Raw genomic sequence first — 22440 nt, forward strand, 5'->3', positions numbered from 1 at the left:
ATTGCTAGTCACTATTATTAACAACGATCTATTACTAACGACTGCTTATTTTGAATGACGACCCATTTTTTATGACGGTCTAACATCTTGAATGATCCGGTTAAAAGAGTGACACCATGATACGAAAACTACTTATCTGCGCTTTACTAGTACCCGTTCTTGCTCATGCAGAAGTGACCATTATTGAAGCGCAATCTATCGCCTTACGTGGCGAGCCTAAATACGCCGATGACTTTACACATTTTGATTACGTCAACCCAGATGCACCCAAGGGTGGGACTTATCGAAGTGAGGCAAATGGCACATGGGATTCTTTTAATCGCTATGGTCAGCGCGGCGATCCAGTCGTGTTATCTGGCTCCTACTACGACACTCTGATGACTAGCTCTGCTGATGAACTGGATGTTTATTACCCGCTGATCGCCGAAAAAATTCGCTACGCCGACGACTATTCATTTATTACATTCTTTATTAACCCGGCAGCGCGCTTCAGTGACGATAAAGCCATCACCGCTCAAGATGTTAAGTTCACCTTTGAAAAATTACTCAGCCAAGGTGTTCCTTTTATCAAAACCTACTACGCGTTTGTTAAAGAAGTGACGATAGAAAACGATCACCAAGTAACCTTTCATCTACAGGATGCTGATCGTGAACGGATGATAGCACTTGCTGGTTTGGCGATTTTCCCTGAGCATTTTTGGAAAGACCACGACCTTTCTGAGCCACTAAAAGAAGTGCCAGTGGTCAGCGGTCCGCTATTGATTAAAGACTTTAAGTTTGGCCAGTCAATCACCTATGTGCGTAATAAAAACTACTGGGCAAAAGATTTACCCAGCCAAAAGGGGCGCACTAATTTCGATGAATACCATTACGATTACTATCGCGATAGAACCATCGCCTTTGAAGCCTTTAAAGCGGGTAACATTGATATCTGGATAGAAAATATTTCTAAGCAATGGGCAACCGGCTATGACATTCCTGCAGTCAAAGAAGGCCGCATGATTAAAGAGGAAATACCTCATAGCGTACCGCAAGGCATGCAAGCCTTTATTTTTAACACTCAACGCGCGCCCTTTAATGACCCTAAAGTCCGTGAAGCCATGAATTACGCGCTCGACTTTGAATGGATGAATAAAAATCTGTTTTATGGTGCTTACAAGCGCGCCAACAGTTATTTCCAAAATACGGCCTACATGGCACGCGAGCTACCAAGTGCCGAAGAACTGAAAATTTTAGAGCCGATAAAAAATCAAATAAACCCTCGCGTCTTTACCGAAGTTTATAACCCGCCAGTCAACGATGGCAGTGGCAATATTCGAGGCTCATTACGCCAAGCGCTTGCACTATTAAAACAGGCTGGCTGGGAAATACAGAATAAAAAACTCACCAACGTTGAAACCGGCGAGCTGTTTGAATTTGAACTGATGACATACAGCCCAACAACCGAACGCGTTGCTATTCCGTTACAGGAAAACTTAGCTAAACTCGGCATCACTATGAACATCCGCCAAGTGGATACATCTCAGTTTGTTAATCGCTGGCACGATCACGACTTCGACATGGTCGCCAGTGGCTTTTCTGCCATGGCTTACCCATCTTCTGCGTTAATGAATCGCTGGCGTTCAGACTTAGTCGATTCGACTTACAATCAGGCAAATGTTACTGACGACGCCATTGATTATCTGGTTAACGGCATTTTAGATAATCTTTCAGATGACGAAGCTTTATTGCATTGGGGCAGAGCGTTGGATCGCGTTTTACTGTGGAACCACTACATTATTCCGCAGTGGTATTCGAGCAGCTACCGTGTTGCTTACGTAAATAAATTCAGCCGTCCTGAGATTCGACCGACTTATGATCTAGGCACCGACACTTGGTGGATCGATGCAGAAAAAGAAGCGGCACTAACTCAGTAATTTTGCAAAGCTAGGAGAGTTTTTTGGGCGCCTATATTGTTCGCCGATTATTGCTGATGGTCCCCACACTGTGGGCGATCATCACCATCAATTTTTTTATTGTACAGCTGGCACCCGGCGGCCCAGTTGATCAAGCCTTGGCAACGGCTCAAGGCATTGAAGGCTCCATGCTTGACCGAGTCACCAACGATAATCAATTTGAAGTTGCAGAAACCAACACAGATCGCCAATCAGACTACCGTGGCGCACAGGGCCTCGACCCTGAAATCATCGCAGAAATCGAAAAGCGCTATGGTTTCGATAAACCGATTTACGTACGCTACTTTAAAATGCTGGGCGACTACCTAAGGTTTGATTTTGGCGACTCGCTGTTTAAATCCGGCTCGGTTATAGGGCTGATCATTGAGCGCATGCCGGTTTCAATTTCGTTAGGCTTATGGAGCACACTGATTATTTATTTTGTCTCCATTCCGCTGGGGATCAAAAAAGCCATTCGGCATAATTCTCAATTCGATATTTCATCCACCAGCATTTTAATTTTACTCAGTGCCATTCCCGGATTTTTATTCGCTGTGCTGTTAGTGATTTTATTTGCTGGCGGCAATTATTTTGATTGGTTCCCGATTCGTGGTTTGGTGTCGCAAAACTGGCAAGAGCTTTCTTGGTTTGGAAAAATTATCGACTACTTCTGGCATATGACGCTGCCGATTATCGCCACGGTGGTTGGCGGTTTTACAGTGCTAACCATGCTGACTAAAAACTCCTTTCTCGATGAAATCGCCAAGCAGTATGTCATTACCGCTCGCGCCAAAGGCAATACCGAAAATCGCATTCTGTATAAGCATGTCTTTCGTAATGCCATGCTGATTATTATTGCTGGCTTTCCTGCCACCTTTATCAGTCTATTTTTTACCGGCTCGGTACTGATTGAAGTTATTTTTTCACTCGAAGGTTTAGGCTTATTAGGTTTTGAGGCGATGGGCCAGCGCGATTACCCCATTATGTTCGGCACGCTCTATATGTTTACCTTACTCGGCTTATTGTTAGGCCTGCTGGGCGATCTAATGTACACCGTGGTCGACCCACGCATCGATTTTGAGGCGCGCTAATATGCAGTTAAGCCCTATTGCACAAAAACGCCTGCACCTATTTAAACAGAACAAACGCGCGGTGATTTCCTTATGGTTATTCGGCTTTCTGTTTATTGTGTCGTTGTTTTCGGAGCTGATCGCTAACGACAAACCCATTTTGGTACGTTACGACGGCCAGTTTTATACACCCTTTTTAGTCGCCTACAGCGAAACCCAATTTGGCGGTGACTTTGAAACCGAAGCCGACTACAAAGACCCTTATGTTATTGAGCTAATCGAAGCAAAAGGCTGGATAGTTTGGCCGCTGATCCCATTCCACTACAGCACCATAAATTACGATTTGCCAACGCCTGCGCCTTCGCCACCGGATGCGGTGAACTGGCTTGGCACCGACGATAATGGCCGCGACGTACTGGCGCGCATTCTCTATGGTTTTCGCATTTCTTGTTTGTTCGGTTTTATCCTCACCATTATTTCAACCCTGATTGGCGTCACCGCTGGCGCTGTGCAGGGTTTTTATGGCGGTAAAATCGATTTGTATTTTCAGCGCTTTATTGAAGTGTGGGGCAGCATGCCGACGCTGTTTATTCTAATTATTTTAGCGTCGGTGATTCAGCCCAGTTTTTGGATGCTAATGGGTATTTTATTGCTGTTTAGTTGGATGAGTTTTGTTGGCGTGGTGCGCGCCGAGTTTTTACGTACCCGAAATTTTGAATACGTCATGGCCGCTAAAACACTCGGCATGAGCAACAATCGTATTATGTTCCGCCATGTTTTACCCAATGCGTTAGTAGCAACGCTGACCATGATGCCATTTGTACTCAGCGGCTCAGTCACAACCTTAACCTCGCTGGATTTTCTCGGCTTTGGCTTACCGCCGGGCTCGCCTTCGCTCGGTGAATTACTCGCTCAAGGTAAAGCCAATATTCAAGCACCGTGGCTGGGGCTTTCTGCATTTGTCGTCTTGGGCTTATTGATGGCGTTGCTGGTATTTATTGGCGAAGGTGTGCGCGACGCGTTCGACCCTCGGCATTCCAATTGAGGTTATTTGCATGTCATTAGTCGAATATAAAAACCTATCGATTGGTCTGGTTGACAACCAGCAAGATTGGATTGTCAAAGAGTTAAATCTAACCATTGAGGCAGGCGAGTTTGTCGGCTTTGTCGGCGAAAGCGGCTCGGGTAAGTCAATCAGCGCGCTATCGATTTTGCAGCTATTGCCAAGCCAACTAACTTACCACCCTGATTCCATCTTGCGGCTAAACGGCACCGATGTTCTAACGGCCGATGAAAAAACCTTACGCCAGTTACGCGGCAATGTTGTTGGCTGTATTTTCCAAGAGCCGATGACTTCTCTCAACCCGCTACAAACCATCGAAAAGCAAATGGCCGAAGTGCTCTATTTGCACAAGGGCTGGCTGCTCAATCAACAACAAACGACAGACTCCATTCTGCAATGGTTGAACCGCGTTGAGTTGAGAAATCCAGAACAAAAACTCAAGGCTTACCCACATCAGCTTTCTGGTGGCGAACGGCAACGAGTGATGATCGCCATGGCGCTGCTAAATGAACCAGAGCTATTGATTGCTGACGAGCCAACTACGGCGCTCGATGTCACCGTGCAGGCGCAAATTTTACAGCTGATTAAAAAACTGCAGGCCGAACTCAACATGGCCGTGCTGTTTATTAGTCACGATTTAGGCGTGGTTAAACAGATTGCAGATCGCGTTGTGGTGATGCAACAGGGCAGACTGGTTGAGCAAAACAACACCGACGCTTTATTTTCTCAGCCTCAGCACCCCTATACCAAAAAACTGCTGGCGGCAGAACCCAGTGGCACACCTACCGAAAACAACAGCGATCATCTATTGCTGAATACCGAAAAAACCAGCGTTTGGTTCCCAGTTAAAAAGGGCGTTTTAAAACGAATTAGTCATCACATTAAAGCCGTGACCGAAGCTTCGATTAGCGTTAAGCAGGGGCAAACACTCGGTATTGTCGGCGAAAGCGGCTCGGGTAAATCGACCCTCGCTAAGGCCATTCTTGGCTTAGAACAGTTTCAGGGTGACATCCAATTTAGCGGCCAATCTCTAGTTGGGCTCAAGCACAAACAATGGCAGCCGTTACGCAAAAAAATTCAGGTGGTCTTCCAAGACCCGTATGGCTCATTGAGCCCGAGAATGTCAGTACAGCAAATTATTGCTGAGGGTTTAGAAATTAATAACATCGGTGACGCCGCCAGCCAAGAGCAAGCCGTTATTGAGATAATGACCAAGGTCGGCTTAGACCCCGCTACTCGCGATCGCTACCCTAATGAATTTTCTGGCGGCCAACGTCAGCGTATCGCCATTGCGCGAGCGATGATATTACAGCCCGAACTGGTTATTTTAGATGAACCCACTTCGTCATTAGACCGAACCGTGCAAGTGCAAATCATCGAGCTTTTAAAGCAGCTACAACGTGAAAACAACGTCAGCTATATTTTTATTTCTCACGACTTAAAGGTGGTAAAAGCCATCGCCCATGATGTCATTGTGATGAAGCAGGGTAAAATCGTTGAGCAAGGCAATCACATCTTCAAACAGCCTGAAAATGAATACACTCAAAAATTAGTTGCGACGGCCTTTTCGTATTAGGCCGTCGTTGTTCTACTCATAACTCTTTCTGATTCTTATAACAACAAAGCTCACAGACTTTGATTTTAATAAAATGTCAGCACATCAAAACGCATAACTAACAGAAGCAATGACTCGGCTGCTATTAAAAAGAATCACGATGGAATGTTGAGTGAATTTGATAATCTTTCTTTGGACCAACAACTGAAAAACTCAATACAAAGTTATTTTCAGAGTTAAATTGAAACCTAGCATCGTAATGATCTTTAATGCATAGATGATGAGAAGTGAGCGTGCTTTCTTTATTAAAACTGAAGCTTAGAAAGAGTTTGCCGTTATCTGGGCCGTCGCTAAAAAAAATATCAAAGCCGTTCTTTTGGATTCGATACTGGTAACTACGAAAGGCGTTAGCTTTGTCGCTGTTTGGCAATATCATGGCTTCGTTGAAATCAAGAACATCAGGATCATCTTGATTAACTCGAAAACGAGCATCGCCTGATATTTCACCAAAGCCGGTAATGCTTCGCTTTACTTTCCAGCTACCTAAAAAGTAATCACCGACTTGATCCGCTTGGATAAAATACATAACTAACTACAGCTGCGTTACTCGATAATTGGCGGCTTTAAACTGATCTAACAGTCCATTCTTACCACCTAAATGCAGAGTACCGACAGCGACACAATGAGTTTGGCTAGCAGACTCTTGGCTTAAAGTTGCAAACCATTTGTCATTACGCTGAGTTAATATTCGTTGTTCAATTTCAGGGTAAGTATCGAGCTTAGCAATCTTATACAGCCTATCTGGGTTGCCGATCTCCCAGTAGCGGTAAAGCTGTTCAATGTACTGGTCGATCTGATCTATATCTTGAGTCGCGAAACTAATGTATTTATTAATGTCTAAATTCGCAGCATCATCAAGCATCGACAATTGCCATACGCTGGTTTCAAACGCATGCACTGGGATACCCTTTTGCACGGCCTTATTTTGCAAATAGGAATCGAGCCCTAGATCGGCTTGTAAACCCTGTTGCTGCATGACCGCAACACTCAAAATATTAGCGACCATCCAAGGCTTTACCTGTTCGAATGGCTGCAACGAACTACCCGCATATTCTGCTAGTTGCTGTAACCTAGAATAATTGGCCGCCGAAACTTCCCTGCTTAGGGTTTTATTTTGTGGCAATAGCATCAGCTGCTGCATCGCAGTGACAACTGATGGATCGGAAGTTTCTGTGGTATCGACTTCAAGCCACAAATCATCACACTGATTAAAAGCATGATCATAAACTTCTGGCAACGGGTAAGAGCTTGGCTTCATCATATGAACAGTGCCAAAAATATAAAATGTCTGCTTACCCTCAACCTGCCAAATCGAAACTGCCTGGCTGATACTGGAAACAATAAGCAGTAGCAAACTTATAAAAATACGCATCGTCATTGCCTTCTGGTTATTCTTTAAGAGTTTTTAATTGTTCTTGTTAACTCGTGTTTTATATTAATTTCTGTTTGATGTTAACAGGCGCTGCCATTGGCAGCACCGCTATCAGTTATCGCATTACTCGTCGGCTTGATTATTAAGTCGCTCGGCTTCTAATTCCGCTTCGGCTTTTGCCTTCGCTTCAGCTTCTGCCTGCACCTGTAACTTTGCCTGATGCTGTTCTATTGCGGCGTCAACAAACGGCTTTAAACGCTCGGCAAAAGCATCGTTTATCATAGCGATGCGCCAACGCCTAGCGAGTACATCTTCAGCTGTTTGAGCACCTTCGTAAGTCAGAATATAGCTCAACTCAGCGTCGATATAGGGCGCGCCCTCAATTAAACGTTCGCTTGTACCACACTCTAAAACCAACGGCACACGGTCACCGTAGTTTTGCCATAAATGCTGTTTTATGTCGTCTGGCAACTTCGCCATGGCATTACTGGCATCTTTTAAATCGCCACGCGCACCGGCTAGAGTGATGTAATCGATGCCGCTCATCTTTGCATCCAGACCATAGTCATTGATTAAACGATCAAGACCATCTTCAGCCATTCGTCGCCAGCGAATCCAATCGCCACCAGCAATAGTGATAAGCCCTTCGTCGTTAATGACAACATAATTGCGTTGTACTGCTTCAGGATCAACAGCTAGCGGATCTTCAATGACTGGCCGCAAACCAACCCAAGCCGCCGCAACATCATCGGCAGTTAAAGGCTCAGCCAAGTGACGGTTCGCTGCCTTTAACAAGCGGTCGACATCATGTTTAGAAACGCTTGGTGTTTGGGCTGAAGTGGCATCAGAGTGAACACCGGTAATCAGTGTCTGGCCAAGCCATGGCAGCATAAAGTTAACGCTGCCATCTTCTTTGTTGGTTAGTAAAACACCACGGCCATCCGGCAGTAGGTTTTCTTTAAGCACGATGTGAGTGTCTAGCTGATAACTGAGAATAGGCTTGGCTTGCGGGTCAGCTAACTTACGTAACTCGTCAGTCCAAGCGCCTGCACAATTAAGCACCGACTTGGCCATAATCTCCATGGACTTACCAGTTTGAGTATCGGTGCAGCTAACGCCAATGATCTGTTGTGCTTCTCGTATTAGGCCGTCGACCTGGCAATAGTTCAGTGCCGATCCGCCCATTTCTATACCAGTACGAACCATCGCCAAACCATAGCGAGCATCGTTAAACACGCCATCAACGTAAGTCACGCCAGAAAATACACTCTTCATGTTTAGGCTAGGGCAGAGCGCTTTTAATGTTTTGCGACCGACTAGCTTTGACGCACCTAGGCTTTGTTTTTGCTTTTTGGCTATCGCTTCATAACGACGTAGGCGACGTCGATGGGATGTTATGCGAGTTAAACCTTTAATTGGTCTGACAATAGAAACGGCTTCTGTTAAATGCGGAGCCATAGCAAGCAATGATTTACGCTCGGCCAATGCTTGACGAATAAGACGAGTTTTATAGCGATCACGCTTCTTTAAAGTTTGTTGGTAATACTGCATGCCGCCTTCGAGCATTTTGCTCGAGTGGCTAGAACTGCCCGCGGTAAAGTCTTGCTTATCAACAATCGCAACCTTCAGGCCACGACTGAGTGCATCCAAAAATACACCAGTGCCAATAGCACCACCACCAATAATAAGCACATCAAAATATTGGCCGGTGAGTTGAGCAATTTGTTCTTTACGCTGCCAAGGGTCGTTAGGCAAAAGGGCTGACATCTATGTTACGCCTCCAAAATAATGGCCCGCATTCGCGACTTGGCCATCGGTATTAATTAGGCGCATAGAATACAAAAAAGCGGGCTAAATAGCCCGCTTTAGATAGGTTTTTAAAACGCTTTAATAATTAAGCGTTAGCAGAATCGTCGACTTTGTCGTCAACAGCTTTAACCAGTAACAGACCAACGCCCATTACGATAAAGCCACAAAGAACGAACACTAAACGACCCCAAAGTGGGTTAGGTAGTGCAAACATTGTCATCACGAAGATACCTGCGATGGCAATCAAAGTACCTAGCATACGACGCTGTTTGTTATCCAAGTTCTTCTGCTCAGCAGACTCGCTTACAAGCGGAGTTGCTAAGTTGGTGAAGAAAGTATCCACGTCTTTTTCACGGTGTTCAGGCAATGGCTTGTAGAACAGAGTAGTTGCCATGAAGAAACCGCCGGTGATAGTGATGTGCGCAATCAAACCAATCGCAACTTTGATATCGCTCCACTCACGACCTGTTAGAGGAATCTCAAGGTTGAATAGGTTGTTGATTGTGTCTGCATTGATCGCGAAACCAACATAGTAAGAAACCAAACCACCGACAACTAGAGTTGCCCAACCTGCCCAGTCTGGCGTCTTACGAATAAAGAAGCCTAGGAATGCTGGGATAGTCATTGGGAAGCTAATCAAGGCACCAACATACATCATGGTGTCGAATAGGCTTAGACCTTTCAACGAGTTGATGAATAGTGCAACAAGAATAATGATGATACCAAAAACCGTAGAGGTAATTTTAGAAACGGTAACCAGCTCTTTCTCAGAAGCGCCTGAACGCAATATTGGCTGATAGAAGTTCTTAACAAAAATACCTGAGTTACGGTTTAGACCTGAGTCCATAGAAGACATAGTCGCAGCGAACATAGCAGCAACTAATAAGCCGACCATGCCTGCTGGCATAAAGTGTTCTACGAAGTATAGGTAAGCGAAGTCAGCTGCTTTTTTACCCTGTTCTGGGTAAGCAAGAGCAAGATCAACACCACTACCAGCAACAACCCAGCTTGGGATAAACCAAATGAAAGGACCTAAGATCATTAGGCAGCAAGCTAATAGCGCTGCTTTACGAGCGTTTTTAGAATCTTTAGCTGCTAGGTAACGGTAAGAGTTCAACATGTTGTTGGTAATAGAGAACTGCTTAACGAAGATGAAGAATGCCCAAAGACCAAAGATACTCATGTAGTTCAGGTTATTACCTGCAATAAAGTTGTCTGCAGGGAAGTTAGCAATAATGTTACTAGCACCACCGCCTTGAACCAATGCAACAACCGCACAGGTTACTGTAACCGCCATGATAATAACCATCTGCATAAAGTCAGATGCGATAACAGCCCAAGAACCACCTGTTACAGACATTAACAAGACAACTAGGCCTGTTGCCCAAATAGTCCATTCCATGCTGAAACCGAAAATGCCTGAAGCAATAATGGCTAGACCATTCAACCAGATACCGGCAGAAATAACCGATGTTGGCATGTTACTCCAAGTGAACACCTGCTCGTTGGTTTTACCGAAACGTTGGCGGATAGCTTCGATCACAGTAATTACACGCAATTGGCGGAATTTAGGAGCGAAGTAGACGTAGTTCATGAAATAGCCAAACGCATTAGCTAAGAAGATGAACGCAACGGCGAAACCGTCGTTGTAAGCTTTACCTGCAGCACCGGTGAAGGTCCAAGCACTGAACTGCGTCATAAATGCAGTTGCACCAACCATCCACCACAGCATGTTGCCGCCGCCACGGAAATAATCACTTGTTGTTGTTGTAAACTTTCGAAACATCCAGCCGATTCCGACAAGGAATGCGAAATAGATGACAACGATCAGGGTATTTAATTCCATTGTTTTAAACCTTAATTGTTATGCGGTTGTGTTTTATAGGTTCCCGAAGGGATGCGTAATAAATCATACAATACGATGAAAGGACAAGAGCGAAATGCCCCTGAGGTGATATTAATCAACTGGGGTGGCCATGAAAATGGCTGCAAGTACCGATATATAGCAAGGATGGTGATATTGGCACAACCATAAGTGAAAAAAACTCACAGCTGTTTTTCTTAAAAATCACAGAAAAATATCGCCTTTATGCTGCAGTTTGGCACTACTTAGCCACTTTTGTCGCGCTATTGGTGCAAATTTTACAGTTTTTGACTCAATCTAGCCATCTTGCAGCGCTGTTGTCGTAAAGTTTTTACACCAGCAAGCCAATTCGCTCACGATTTGGACTACAATGCGCGGCTTGAATGACTAGGTAGTACAGATGGCACAAATCGGAAAATTCAACACCTTAGAAGTGGTCTCAATCGCAGACTTTGGCGTCTATTTAGATGGCGAGAATCTCGACACCATCCTGTTACCCAAAAGGCAGGTCCCTGCGGACACTGAAATTGGCGACTGGATTAATGTCTTTATCTATTTAGATTCTGAAGACCGCCTTATTGCCACAACCGATAAGCCACTGGTCGAAGTGGGCCAATGTGCTTTGCTAAGCGTCAAAGATGTTAATAAGTTTGGCGCGTTCTTAGACTGGGGCTTACCTAAAGATCTACTGGTGCCGTACGGCGAACAACGTAAGCCGATGGAAGTCGGTCAGCGTCATGTTGTCTACCTTTATATAGACGAATACACCCAACGCATTACAGGCAGCGCCAAGCTGAGCAATTTTTTACGTGAAGAGAGCCATAATCACCAAACCGGTGACCGTGTCGACCTGATGGTGATTAACCGCACAGACATTGGCTACAAAGTCATTATCGATGAGCTTTACCTCGGTGTTGTACACAATATGGATGTACTGCAACCCTTAAAGCCCGGCCAACGTTTAACCGGCTATGTGAAGCAGGTGCGTGATGACAATAAGCTAGACATTGCCCTACAACTGCAAGGCCAAGAAGCTCGCGACGACATCAGTGCTCGTATTTTGGCTGAGCTAGAACGCAACGGCGGGGTATTGAATTTAGGCGACAAAAGCTCTCCTGAAGAAATCTACGCTGTTTTCCAAACCAGTAAGGGCAACTTTAAAAAAGCCGTTGGTGGCTTATTAAAGCAGCAAAAAATCACTGCCGAAGCCAAACGCATCGTACAGGTCAAAGCCTAAGCTATGGCAAACAAACTGAACCCTCGCCAGCAAGAGTCTGTTGAATACATCAGCGGGCCGCTACTGGTATTGGCGGGCGCAGGCTCCGGCAAAACCTCGGTAATCACACAAAAGATCGCTTATCTGATCCAAGAATGTGGTTATAAAGCACATAATATTGCCGCCGTGACCTTTACCAATAAAGCCGCTCGCGAAATGAAGCAGCGGGTTGGTAAGCTGGTAAAGGGCAAACAGTCACACGGGCTGATTGTTTCTACCTTCCATAACCTCGGCCTGAATATTCTGCGCAAAGAATGCACCAGCGCCGGTTTAAAAAATAATTTCACCCTATTTGATGATCACGACTCTAAAGCGCTGATTAAAGACATTACCTTACGCGCGGCGCCCAACTCGGTTGATGAAATCGACTTTTTTAAAAACCTAATCAGCCTTTGGAAGAATGATTTAAAAGAACCCGACGAGCTTCGCGGCACAACCGAAGATGCTTTGCATACCCTTGCAGTTGAAGTCTATGCCGAATACAACCGGATGCTTAAAGCCTACAACGCTGTCGATTTTGATGACCTCATTCGGTTGCCAACACTTTTGTTCCAAAGCAACCCTGAGGTATTAGCGAAATGGCAACGCCGCATTCGATACCTACTGGTCGATGAATATCAGGATACCAACATCTCTCAATACTTGTTGGTGAAACTGCTGGTAAAAGAAAACCCGCGCTTTACCGTTGTTGGCGACGATGACCAATCGATCTATAGCTGGCGTGGCGCTCAGCCAGAAAACCTCGCCAAGCTACAAGAAGACTTCCCAACACTACGACTGGTGAAGCTAGAGCAAAATTACCGCTCAACAAAACTCATTTTGAACGCCGCCAATACCGTGATCGATAACAACCCACACGTATTCAAAAAAACCCTGTGGAGTGAAATGGCGCACGGCGAGCCTATTCGGATTGTTCGTAACGGTAACGAAGAAGTCGAAGCCGAACGGATTGCTAACGAAATTCTGCACCAACGACTGGTACGCAAAAGTGACTACAAAGACTTTGCTGTACTTTATCGCGGTAACCACCAAGCTCGGCTGCTAGAACTCAAATTGCAGCAAAACCGCATCCCGTACATGATCAACGGCGGCACCTCGTTTTTTGCTAAAGCAGAAATTAAAGACGTGATGAGCTATTTAAGGCTGCTTATTAACCCCGATGATGATGCCGCCTTCTTGCGGGTTATTAATACCCCAAGACGCGAAATCGGAGCGGCAACACTGGAAAAACTCAACGAATACGCCAGCATGCGGCAAGTCAGCCTAACCATTGCCAGTGGTGAGATCGGCCTGCAACAGCACCTAAGCGCTCGCGCCAGTGAGCGTTTAACTCGCTTTTGCGATTGGCTACAAAACACCATTAAAAAGCTACACACAGAAGAAAACCCTGTGCTGGTGATTCGCGAAATGATCAGCGACATCAACTACGAAGCTTGGCTTAAGCAAGACAGCACCAGCGATAAAATGGCTGAGAAGCGCCTTGCTAACGTGCATATTCTTATCGATGGCCTGCAATCAATGCTTGAGCGTGGCAACGAAGATGACGACTCTGACTTAGCAGTCGGCGATGCGATTGCCAAACTGGTGCTGCGCGATTTGATGGAACGGCAAGAAGAAGAAAACGATGAAGACGCCGTGCAGCTGATGACCTTGCACGCCTCTAAAGGATTGGAATTTCCCTATGTGTTTATGATGGGGCTGGAGGAAGATATCCTGCCGCACCGCAACTCTATAGAAAGTGGCGACATCGAAGAAGAGCGACGACTCATGTATGTCGGCATTACTCGCGCACAAAAAGCACTGACGCTAACTTATGCGTCTAAGCGCAAGCAATTTGGCGAACTGATCGATTGCACACCGAGTCGTTTTTTAGATGAACTACCCGCAGATGATGTCACCTGGATTGGTGTCGAGAACGGCGCCTCCGATAGCGGCACCGATAATTCAAACACCATCAGCAGCTTACGGGCACTATTAAACAGCTAATCGGCTTATTCTTAGTCTGCCGATTGAGTATTTTTGACTTCATGTCTTTACCACAAGGAACCTAATCTATGTCTCTTTTAGCCAGCATCTTTGTTGCTCTCGTTGCGATTGAACACGCCTACATTTTAATACTGGAGATGTTTCTCTGGACTCGAGCAAGAACGCAACGCGTTTTCGGTTTGCCGATGGAACTGGCTGAAAAAACCACAGTGTTAGCCGCCAACCAAGGCTTATATAACGGTTTCTTATCGGCAGGTTTAATCTGGAGCCTAGTGCACCCAGATGCTTTGTTTGGCGAACAGCTGCAAATGTTCTTTTTAGGCTGCGTCATTGTCGCTGCTGCTTACGGCAGCTATTCCGTTAAACGCTCAATCCTTATTGTGCAGGGCTTACCTGCATTGATTGCGTTAACTTTGGTCTGCCTCGCCTAAGCCTGACACTGGCAATTTCATACCAACTAAATACCCCTAAGCTGATGTTGCTCATACAATATGACTAGCACTTTCGGCTTTTGGGTTTTAACATCCTTGGCGGTTCACAATAACTATATTGGCCAGCAACGCTGGCCTTGTTCGACTTAAACACAAGAGAGGAACTTATGTCTGCTTCTACGCCTATGACCGCTGATCAAATCAGCCAATTATCCAACACCATTTTCAGCGCTCGCCGCGACAACACCATCTTAGATGTTTATCCAGGTCAGCCACCAGCAACACTAGAAGAAGCTTACGCAGTACAAGACCTTTCTATTAAAGCCAACCCTGATGTCATCACTGGTTGGAAGATCGGCATGGTACCTCCTGAGTTCCGTGAGCAACTAGGCGCCGAGCGCATTATGGGTCCTGCCTATAAGAGCGTTACTCACTTTGTTGGCCGTTCACACAGCGATGATGAGTGCTTACAACTGCCTGTATTTAAAGGCGGTTTTATTGCTGTAGAAGCTGAGCTTGTTATTGAAATTGCCGAAGACATTGCACCAGGTAGCGTTAATACTGCCGATGGCGTTGAGCACTTGGTCAAAGCGGTTTACGCCGGTATCGAAATTGCGAGCAGCCCAATTGTTGACCTAAACGATTACGGCCCAACGGCGATTGTCAGTGACTTTGGTAACCAGCAAGGCATGATCATCGGTGAAAAAATTGAAGACTGGCAGAGCGTTGTTCCAACAATGGAAGCGAAGACGGTTATCAACGGTGAAGTGATTAGCGCGAAACCTGCAAATAACGTTTTGAATGGCCAGATGTCAGCTTTTGCCTACGTCATTGATTGTGCTGCAAAGCGCGGCATTACATTACCAGCCGGTAGCTTTATCTTGTCTGGTGCGACAACAGGTGTACACGAAACCGTGGTTGGCGCTAAATCAACGGTCAGCTTTGGTGACATGAAACTAAACATCGAGTTAGTTGCTATCTAACGTTGCTATCTAACGTTGCTATCTAACAAAGAAGGCCTTACCGCCAATAAAAAAGCCAGCGAATGCTGGCTTTTTGCTTTCTAGAAACTCTAAACGCGAATTAGCTTAAATAGAGTGGTTTAAATAACCGGCTTAGCAGCAGCTGCAACCTGAGTCTGATTCGTCTGCATGAGAATGGCCATGATCATGTACATGACCGTGCGCTAATTCTTCTTCGCTGGCGTCGCGAATCTCAACAACACTGCCAGTAAAGCTTAGAGTTTTTCCTGCCAACGGATGATTCGGGTCAACTGTGATGTCATCACCTTCAACGCCTGTAACGATCAACTGTACTGGGCCATTTTCAGTATCCGCAGTAAAGGCCATTCCTGGTTCAACGCTTTCTACGCCTTCAAAGGCTGCACGAGGTACGACTTGAACCGCAGCGGCATTGTATTCGCCGTAGGCATCTTTTGGTTCAACGGTAACATCAAACTCTTCACCCTGTTTTTTACCCGTTAGAGCATCTTCAAGACCAGGGATGATGTTTTTAAAACCATGTAAATAGACCAACGGTGCTGCGCCTTCAGAGCTGTCAATCAGCTGGCCGTCTGCATCTTTAACGTTGTAATTCAGTGTTACTACTTTTTTGTCTGCAATCATTTTTCTTCCTAGTATTAGCGTGAATTTAGGAGCGACAAAAAGTAATAGACGCTCTTAGATAAGTTGACTCATATTCAATGAGTGGTGCTTTATTGAAAATATACAACCTCTGTTAAGGCTGTAAACGATCCAATTGCCAACCTTCGGCTGCTTGGCTGTACATCAGTCGGTCGTGCAAGCGCGAACCGCGACCTTGCCAAAACTCAACTTTAGTCGGCCTCACTCGATAACCGCCCCAAAACGACGGCAACGGAATATCACCTTGCTGGAACTTGTGCTTCATCTGCTCAAATGCCTGCTCCAACAGCTTACGCGAGCCGACCTTTTGGCTTTGCTGACTGGTCCATGCGGCGATCTGGCTTTCTCTAGGTCGCGATAAAAAATAGCGTGTCGCCTCAGCGACCGAGAGCTTTTCTGCTTCACCATAAACAATGATTTGGCGCTCTAACGGCGTCCAAGCAAAATGCAGGCTGACCTTATTGTTGCCTGCAATATCTTGCGCTTTATGGCTTTGTAAATTGGTGTAGAACACAAAACCTTGGTCATCGTAATTTTTCAACAACACAATGCGCTGGCTTGGCTGGCCATCAGCATCGACCGTTGCCAGTGACATCGCAGTTGGATCTGCTGTTAATTCTGCGGCGAGAGCCTGCTTAAACCAATCTTCAAACTGAGTCATTGGATCATCAGCCATCTGTTCTCGGCTTAAACCTGCCAAGGTATAGTCGCGACGAATATCTTCCAGTTTCATAATCTCTCCAGCTGCTGGTTATAAAGCATAGAGCCTGTTAGCTCGGTTGGCACTGCGTGCAATAACAGGTGCTGCGATTGGCGGTTCGCATTTCTTTTATCAGCGTGCCACACACCAAACAGGGCAAGCCCGCACGACCATAAACATTCAGCGATTGGGCGAAATAACCCGGCTTACCATCGCCGCCAACAAAGTCTTTTAGTGTTGTACCGCCTTGTTCGATAGCCTTTGCCAACACTTGCTTAATGCTTTCGGCCAAAGCAACCGCTTCGGCTTTAGTCAGGCGACCAGCCTGTTTATGCGGATAAATACCGGCCAAAAACAACGCCTCATTGGCGTATATGTTACCGACGCCAACCACCATTTTGGCATCCATTATCAAAGTTTTAATCTTGGTTTTACGTTTGCGACTGCATTGATACAGGTAATCACTGGTAAAGGCATCGGTTAAGGGTTCAGGGCCCAAATGCGTAATCAACGCGTGCTGTTCAACCGGCTCAACGGTATGCATAAAGGCGCCAAAGCGGCGAGGATCATGATAACGCAGACGGGTGCCGTTACTCAGTTCAATATCGAAATGATCATGCTTGTTAGGCGTCGGGTCATCAAACAGTACGCGCAAATTGCCCGACATGCCCAAGTGAATCAGCAGTGCGCCTGAATCCAAGTTTAAAATTAAATACTTAGAGCGGCGCTCAACCGAATGGATGGTTTGGTCTTGCGCCCAAGCCGCCAGCGACTCTTCTATCGGCCACCTTAAGCGGAAATCACGAATGCTGACACGAGAGATCTGTTGACCTTCAATGTGCGGTGCAATGCCACGCTTGGTAGTTTCGACTTCTGGCAGTTCGGGCATTTCAATACCACCTATAACGATCTATTGAGACTATCTATTGAGCTTGCTAGTAAACTTATTGCAGAACAGGTCACTGATTGAAAAAAGGCCCATAAAGGGCCAATGGCTAAAAACACATCAAATACTATCGCTAAGAACACATCAAATACTGACGTTAGCGCTCAGTGCTACTAGAGCACTGAAATATCAGCCACCTGCATAAACAGATTGCGCAGCTTAGCCAATAACGCCAAACGGTTCTGACGCACTTTCGGATCGTCAGCATTAACCATGACGTCATCAAAGAAGCGATCAACTACGTCTCGCAAGCTAGCAAGCTCGGTTAACGCGGCAGTATAGTTGGCTGCCTGAACCGACTCGGTGACAACCTGGCTGACGTTTTCTAGCGCGGCAAACAATTCCGTTTCAGCCGACTCAGCAAAGAGTGCTGAATCAACTTCGGTGCTGATATCGTCTTCTGCCTTCGCCAAGATATTCGACACCCGCTTATTCGCAGCGGCCAAGGCAGACGCCTGCTCAAGCTGGCTAAATTGCGCCACGGCACGCACACGTCGGTCGATATCCAGAGGCTTGGTCAAATTTAACGCTCGCACCGACTGGAAAATTTCAGCACGGAAACCAGCATCGGCGTACCAAGCGCTGAAGCGGTCTAATGCATATTGCACAACCTCATTAACAACCTGATCTTGTTTCGCCAAAGCCTTATGTTGACCAGCGGCAAAACCCACCAGCTCGGCCAAATCTAAATCCAATTCACGCTCAACAATAATACGTAGCACACCTAATGCTGCACGACGTAATGCGAACGGGTCTTTGGTTCCTGTTGGCGGCTGGCCAATACCAAACAGGCCAGATAGATTATCGAGCCGATCGGCCAGCGCAACGGCCATGCCTTCTTTGCTTTCTGGCAATGAATCACCAGCACCTGCTGGCTTATATTGCTCCAAAATAGCCTGTGCCACGGCAGCATCTTCACCGTCAGCCAAGGCATAGTAACGCCCAGCAATACCCTGAAGGTCGGTAAATTCAAACACCATATCAGTGACAAGATCGGCCTTAGCCAAATAGGCTGCGCGCTCGGTATTTTGTTTCGACGCTGAAATTTGTTCTGCGATGTGGCCAGCGATCGATTGGATGCGCAAGACTTTATCGTAAACACTGCCCAACTCTTGTTGGAACATGACTGTTTTGAGCTTTTCAACTCGATCAGCCAACGGTGTTTTCTTATCGGTTTCCCAGAAGAAGGCGGCATCGGCCAAGCGTGGGCGAATCACCTTTTCATTACCTTCAATAACAATCTCAGGCTGCTTACTTTCGATATTACTGATAAAAACAAAGTAAGGTTGAATAGCGCCTTCGGCGTTAACCGTAGGGAAATATTTTTGATGCTCTTCCATCGAAGACATCAAGGCTTCTGCTGGCACGTCTAAGAAGCGCTCTTCATAACTGCCGACCAAAGCCACTGGCCATTCGTTTAGAGCCGTCACTTCATCTAATAAGTCATCGTTAATAACAGCAACCACGCCTTTAGTTTGCGCTGCGGCTTTGGCATCGGCCGCAATTTTTTGCTGACGCTTTTCGAACGAGGCCATAACAAAGCCTTGGTTCAGCAAGGTGTTTTCATAGTCCGATGCTTTATTAATCACAATTTCTTTCGGCGCATGAAAACGATGGCCACGAGTAACGTTTGCAGACGAAACACCATAAAAAGTCGCTGGCACGACCTCTTCACCTAACAGCATTAACAACCATTTCACCGGACGAACAAATTCGTCACGGCGCGCACCCCAACGCATACGCTTAGGAATTGGTAAGCTATCTAAGGTTTCTTGCACAATGGTTGGCAATAACGCCTTGGTTGCTTGGCCAGGCTTAGTGCCGCGATACATCAGCCAAGGGCCTTTTTTGGTTTCGACCTGTTCTAGATCGCTAACTTCAACACCGCAAGAGCGGGCAAAGCCTTCAACTGCTTTAGTGGGCTTGCCATCGGCATCGAAAGCCACCGCAACCGCAGGGCCACGGCGCTCAATCTGCTCATCGGGTTGTTGTAAATCTAGGTTGCTGAGCGTCAGCGCTAAACGACGCGGCGCAGCAAAGCGCTCACTGGCGTCAAACGATAAACCGGCAGCGGTTAAACGCTCGATAATGCCATCGGCAAAGGCATCTTGAAGCGAGCGCAGCGCTTTCGGTGGTAATTCTTCGGTGCCTAATTCAATTAAAAAATCTGCTTTGCTCATTAGTTTTTCTCTCCCGATGCTGCGGCTTCTTTCGCGATGACTTCGTCTCGTAAGGCTTTAGGTGCTTGAGGGAAACCAAGCTTTAAGCGTGAGTCATAATAGGATTTAGCAACCGCGCGTGAGAGGGTACGAATTTGCAAAATGTAACGCTGACGTTCGGTGACCGAGATCGCTTTACGGGCATCCAACAGGTTAAAGGTATGGCCAGATTTTAAAATTTGCTCATAAGCAGGCAAGGGTAGATTTTGTTCAATCAGTTTTTCAGCTTCGCCAGCGTGGTAATCAAACTGATGGAAAAGCTCTTCAACATTGGCGTGTTCAAAATTGTAGGTCGATTGTTCGACCTCATTTTGATGGAACACATCGCCGTAAGTAACAGGCGTGCCATCTGGACCGACAGTCCAAATAAGATCGTAAACGCTGTCGACACCTTGAATATACATTGCCAAACGCTCAAGGCCGTAAGTAATTTCGCCAGTCACAGGGTAGCATTCTAAACCGCCAACCTGCTGGAAATAGGTAAACTGGGTGACTTCCATACCGTTCAACCAAACTTCCCAACCTAAACCCCATGCGCCCAGCGTTGGGTTTTCCCAGTTATCTTCGACAAAGCGAATGTCGTAAATCGTAGGATCAATGCCCATGGCTTTGAGCGAGCCTAAGTACAGTTCTTGGATATTATCTGGGTTCGGCTTCAATACCACCTGATACTGATAATAGTGCTGCAAGCGATTTGGGTTTTCGCCATAGCGACCATCGGTTGGCCGACGCGACGGCTGAACATAAGCCGCGTTCCATGTTTCTGGCCCTAACGCGCGTAAAAACGTCGCTGGATGAGAAGTACCGGCACCGACTTCCATATCTAACGGTTGCAAGATCACGCAACCCTGATCGGCCCAGTACTTTTGAAGCGTTAAAATAAGGTCTTGAAACGTCAGCGTTTCGGAAGGTGTTTTCGTCGTCATGGTGCTCATTTCGCCTTGCGCAACAGCAGTGATTTAAAAGGTGGCACATTATACACAGGCCAGCCGCATGGGTCATGCGAGGATCTGAATAGTTTTAGCGCAACCGCTTAGGCGTTTTCACTTACGCCAATATTGCGGTGTAAATAGCACCAATAGGGTGAAGATTTCTAAACGGCCGAGCAGCATGGCAAGACACAGCAGCCATTTGGCGACAGCAGGAATGCTGCCGTAATGCTCGGCCACTTCACCCAAGCCTGGGCCTAAATTATTCATTGCAGAACCAACCGCAGACCAGGTAGTAACAAAATCTAAGCCGCAGGCAAGCAGACCAAAAAAGATAATGCCGTAGGCTAGGATATAGACACTGAAAAAGCCCCAAACCGACTCAACCACCTTATCGCTAACTTTGCGATCGCCGACCTTAACGCTGAATACACCCTTGGGGTGAATAAGTCGTTTCACTTCGCGAAGACCCTGCTTAAAGATCAACATAACCCGCACTACCTTCATGCCTCCGGCTGTAGAGCCAGCGCAGCCACCAATAAAGGACGCCATAAACAATACGAACGGCGCAAACAAAGGCCAGATCGAAAAATCGGCTGTGGCGAAGCCTGTGGTAGTTAACAAGCTGATACTTTCAAAAATACCGTAGCGGAACGATTCAAAGGGCGTGTAAGTATGGATTAGCAAGAGCGTTATCGAAGTAACTAATGCCAATGTTAATGCGATGATTTGAAACGCCCGATACTCAGGGTCTAAGAAATAGTGCTTTAGCGATCGGCTGTTCCAAGCCACGTAGTGCAGGGCAAAATTGGCCGAAGAAAGCAGCATAAAGACTACTGCGATCAGTTCGATGGTGACATTATCAAAGTAGCCAATAGAAGCATCGTGGGTAGAAAAACCACCAATGGCGACAGTCGAAAAGCTGTGCGACAGCGCATCAAAAAAACTCATACCCGCAGCCCAATAAGCCAAGCCACAAATAATGGTTAAGGTTAGATAGATATACCAAAGCGCTTTCGCCGTTTCGGCAATTCTGGGAGTAAGCTTGTTATCTTTTACTGGCCCCGGTGTTTCGGTGCGATACAGCTGCATGCCACCAATGCCGAGCATCGGTAGCACGGCGACCGCCAAAACAATAATCCCCATGCCGCCCAACCATTGCAGTTGCTGACGATAAAACAAAATACTCTTCGGCAAAAAATCGATGCCGGTAATCACCGTTGAACCGGTTGTGGTTAAGCCACTAAAGGATTCAAAAAAGGCGTCGGTATAACTCAAATTCACAGCAGGTGCTAAATACAGCGGAATCGAGCCAGCAACGCCCAATACCACCCAAAACAAGACGGTCACCAAAAAGCCATCGCGAGCACGCATCTCTTTTTTATAATGGCGTACCGGCAGCCACATAAAAAAGCCGACCGCGACAACCCATAAGAATGCAACGATAAAAGCATGGTGCGCACCATCTTGATAGATCAGTGACACCAACACCGACGGCAATAACGTCAGGCTAAACACCATCAGCAGTAAACCGAGAATTTTTAATGTAAGTCTAAACTGCATGGCGGGTTGCTGAGCCTTTG

At 46.3% G+C, this 22440-nt stretch carries 18 protein-coding genes; 8 read left to right on the forward strand and 10 right to left on the reverse strand.

Annotated features, from left to right (window positions below; genetic code table 11):
• Positions 1-116: 116 nt before the first annotated feature.
• Genes FME95_RS09140 through FME95_RS09155 form a run of 4 tightly spaced genes read left to right on the forward strand, consistent with a single transcriptional unit; the run spans position 117 to position 5643 of the window.
• Positions 117-1916 (forward strand): extracellular solute-binding protein, encoded by a 1800-nt coding sequence (locus FME95_RS09140; protein ID WP_147714080.1) that lies wholly within the window; start codon positions 117-119, stop codon positions 1914-1916.
• Positions 1917-1939: 23 nt separating this feature from the next.
• The gene (locus tag FME95_RS09145) at positions 1940-3025 is read left to right on the forward strand and encodes a microcin C ABC transporter permease YejB (RefSeq protein ID WP_147714081.1); all 1086 of its coding nucleotides are present in this window, start codon (positions 1940-1942) and stop codon (positions 3023-3025) included.
• A gap of 1 nt (position 3026) precedes the next feature.
• Positions 3027-4049: an ABC transporter permease gene (locus tag FME95_RS09150; RefSeq protein WP_147714082.1), complete on the forward strand. Its 1023-nt coding sequence runs from the start codon at positions 3027-3029 to the stop codon at positions 4047-4049.
• Positions 4050-4059: 10 nt separating this feature from the next.
• Positions 4060-5643, forward strand: a complete 1584-nt coding sequence (locus FME95_RS09155; protein ID WP_147714083.1) for an ABC transporter ATP-binding protein — start codon at positions 4060-4062, stop codon at positions 5641-5643.
• Between the two features lie 124 nt (positions 5644-5767).
• On the opposite strand, the gene FME95_RS09160 is transcribed toward FME95_RS09155, so the two are convergent.
• From FME95_RS09160 to FME95_RS09175, 4 genes are all read right to left on the reverse strand, one after another.
• Positions 5768-6208, reverse strand: a complete 441-nt coding sequence (locus tag FME95_RS09160; protein WP_147714084.1) for a DUF6314 family protein — start codon at positions 6206-6208, stop codon at positions 5768-5770.
• 6 nt (positions 6209-6214) lie between these two features.
• Positions 6215-7054 carry a TraB/GumN family protein gene (locus FME95_RS09165; protein WP_187265487.1) on the reverse strand — a complete coding sequence of 280 codons (840 nt, stop codon included), beginning with the start codon at positions 7052-7054 and terminating at the stop codon, positions 6215-6217.
• Between the two features lie 123 nt (positions 7055-7177).
• Positions 7178-8821, reverse strand: a complete 1644-nt coding sequence (locus FME95_RS09170) for a glycerol-3-phosphate dehydrogenase/oxidase (protein ID WP_147714086.1) — start codon at positions 8819-8821, stop codon at positions 7178-7180.
• 127 nt (positions 8822-8948) lie between these two features.
• Positions 8949-10709 (reverse strand): sodium:solute symporter family transporter, encoded by a 1761-nt coding sequence (locus FME95_RS09175; RefSeq protein WP_147714087.1) that lies wholly within the window; start codon positions 10707-10709, stop codon positions 8949-8951.
• 418 nt (positions 10710-11127) lie between these two features.
• Here FME95_RS09175 and FME95_RS09180 point away from each other — a divergent pair, with 418 nt between their 5' ends.
• From FME95_RS09180 to FME95_RS09195, 4 genes are all read left to right on the forward strand, one after another.
• The gene (locus FME95_RS09180) at positions 11128-11964 is read left to right on the forward strand and encodes a CvfB family protein (protein WP_147714088.1); all 837 of its coding nucleotides are present in this window, start codon (positions 11128-11130) and stop codon (positions 11962-11964) included.
• Positions 11965-11967: 3 nt separating this feature from the next.
• Entirely contained in the window at positions 11968-13989 is a 2022-nt protein-coding gene (gene rep / locus FME95_RS09185; RefSeq protein ID WP_147714089.1) for a DNA helicase Rep, read from the forward strand.
• 68 nt (positions 13990-14057) lie between these two features.
• Positions 14058-14420, forward strand: coding sequence for a DUF1304 domain-containing protein (locus FME95_RS09190; RefSeq protein WP_147714090.1), 363 nt, complete (start codon positions 14058-14060; stop codon positions 14418-14420).
• A 167-nt stretch (positions 14421-14587) separates the two neighbouring features.
• A complete protein-coding gene (locus FME95_RS09195; RefSeq protein WP_147714091.1) occupies positions 14588-15403 on the forward strand; it encodes a 2-keto-4-pentenoate hydratase in 816 nt (271 codons plus the stop codon).
• Between the two features lie 132 nt (positions 15404-15535).
• Here the strand turns inward: FME95_RS09195 and FME95_RS09200 are convergent, their stop codons facing one another.
• The 6 genes from FME95_RS09200 to FME95_RS09225 all read right to left on the reverse strand — a co-directional run bounded on the left by FME95_RS09200 (position 15536) and on the right by FME95_RS09225 (position 22420).
• Positions 15536-16045, reverse strand: coding sequence for an FKBP-type peptidyl-prolyl cis-trans isomerase (locus FME95_RS09200; protein ID WP_147714092.1), 510 nt, complete (start codon positions 16043-16045; stop codon positions 15536-15538).
• 112 nt (positions 16046-16157) lie between these two features.
• Positions 16158-16796 (reverse strand): pyridoxamine 5'-phosphate oxidase, encoded by a 639-nt coding sequence (gene pdxH / locus FME95_RS09205; protein WP_147714093.1) that lies wholly within the window; start codon positions 16794-16796, stop codon positions 16158-16160.
• Between the two features lie 37 nt (positions 16797-16833).
• Positions 16834-17652, reverse strand: coding sequence for a bifunctional DNA-formamidopyrimidine glycosylase/DNA-(apurinic or apyrimidinic site) lyase (gene mutM, locus FME95_RS09210; protein WP_147714094.1), 819 nt, complete (start codon positions 17650-17652; stop codon positions 16834-16836).
• 170 nt (positions 17653-17822) lie between these two features.
• Complete coding sequence (gene glyS, locus FME95_RS09215; RefSeq protein ID WP_147714095.1) at positions 17823-19889, reverse strand: glycine--tRNA ligase subunit beta; 2067 nt, start codon at positions 19887-19889, stop codon at positions 17823-17825.
• Positions 19889-20854 (reverse strand): glycine--tRNA ligase subunit alpha, encoded by a 966-nt coding sequence (gene glyQ / locus FME95_RS09220; RefSeq protein ID WP_147714096.1) that lies wholly within the window; start codon positions 20852-20854, stop codon positions 19889-19891. The genes glyS and glyQ overlap by 1 nt, the downstream gene beginning before the upstream one ends.
• A gap of 117 nt (positions 20855-20971) precedes the next feature.
• The gene (locus FME95_RS09225) at positions 20972-22420 is read right to left on the reverse strand and encodes a TrkH family potassium uptake protein (protein WP_147714097.1); all 1449 of its coding nucleotides are present in this window, start codon (positions 22418-22420) and stop codon (positions 20972-20974) included.
• Positions 22421-22440: the final 20 nt, after the last annotated feature.

Origin of the sequence: Reinekea thalattae, assembly GCF_008041945.1 — a bacterium.
In the GTDB taxonomy this organism is placed as follows: Bacteria; Pseudomonadota; Gammaproteobacteria; order Pseudomonadales; family Natronospirillaceae; genus Reinekea; species Reinekea thalattae.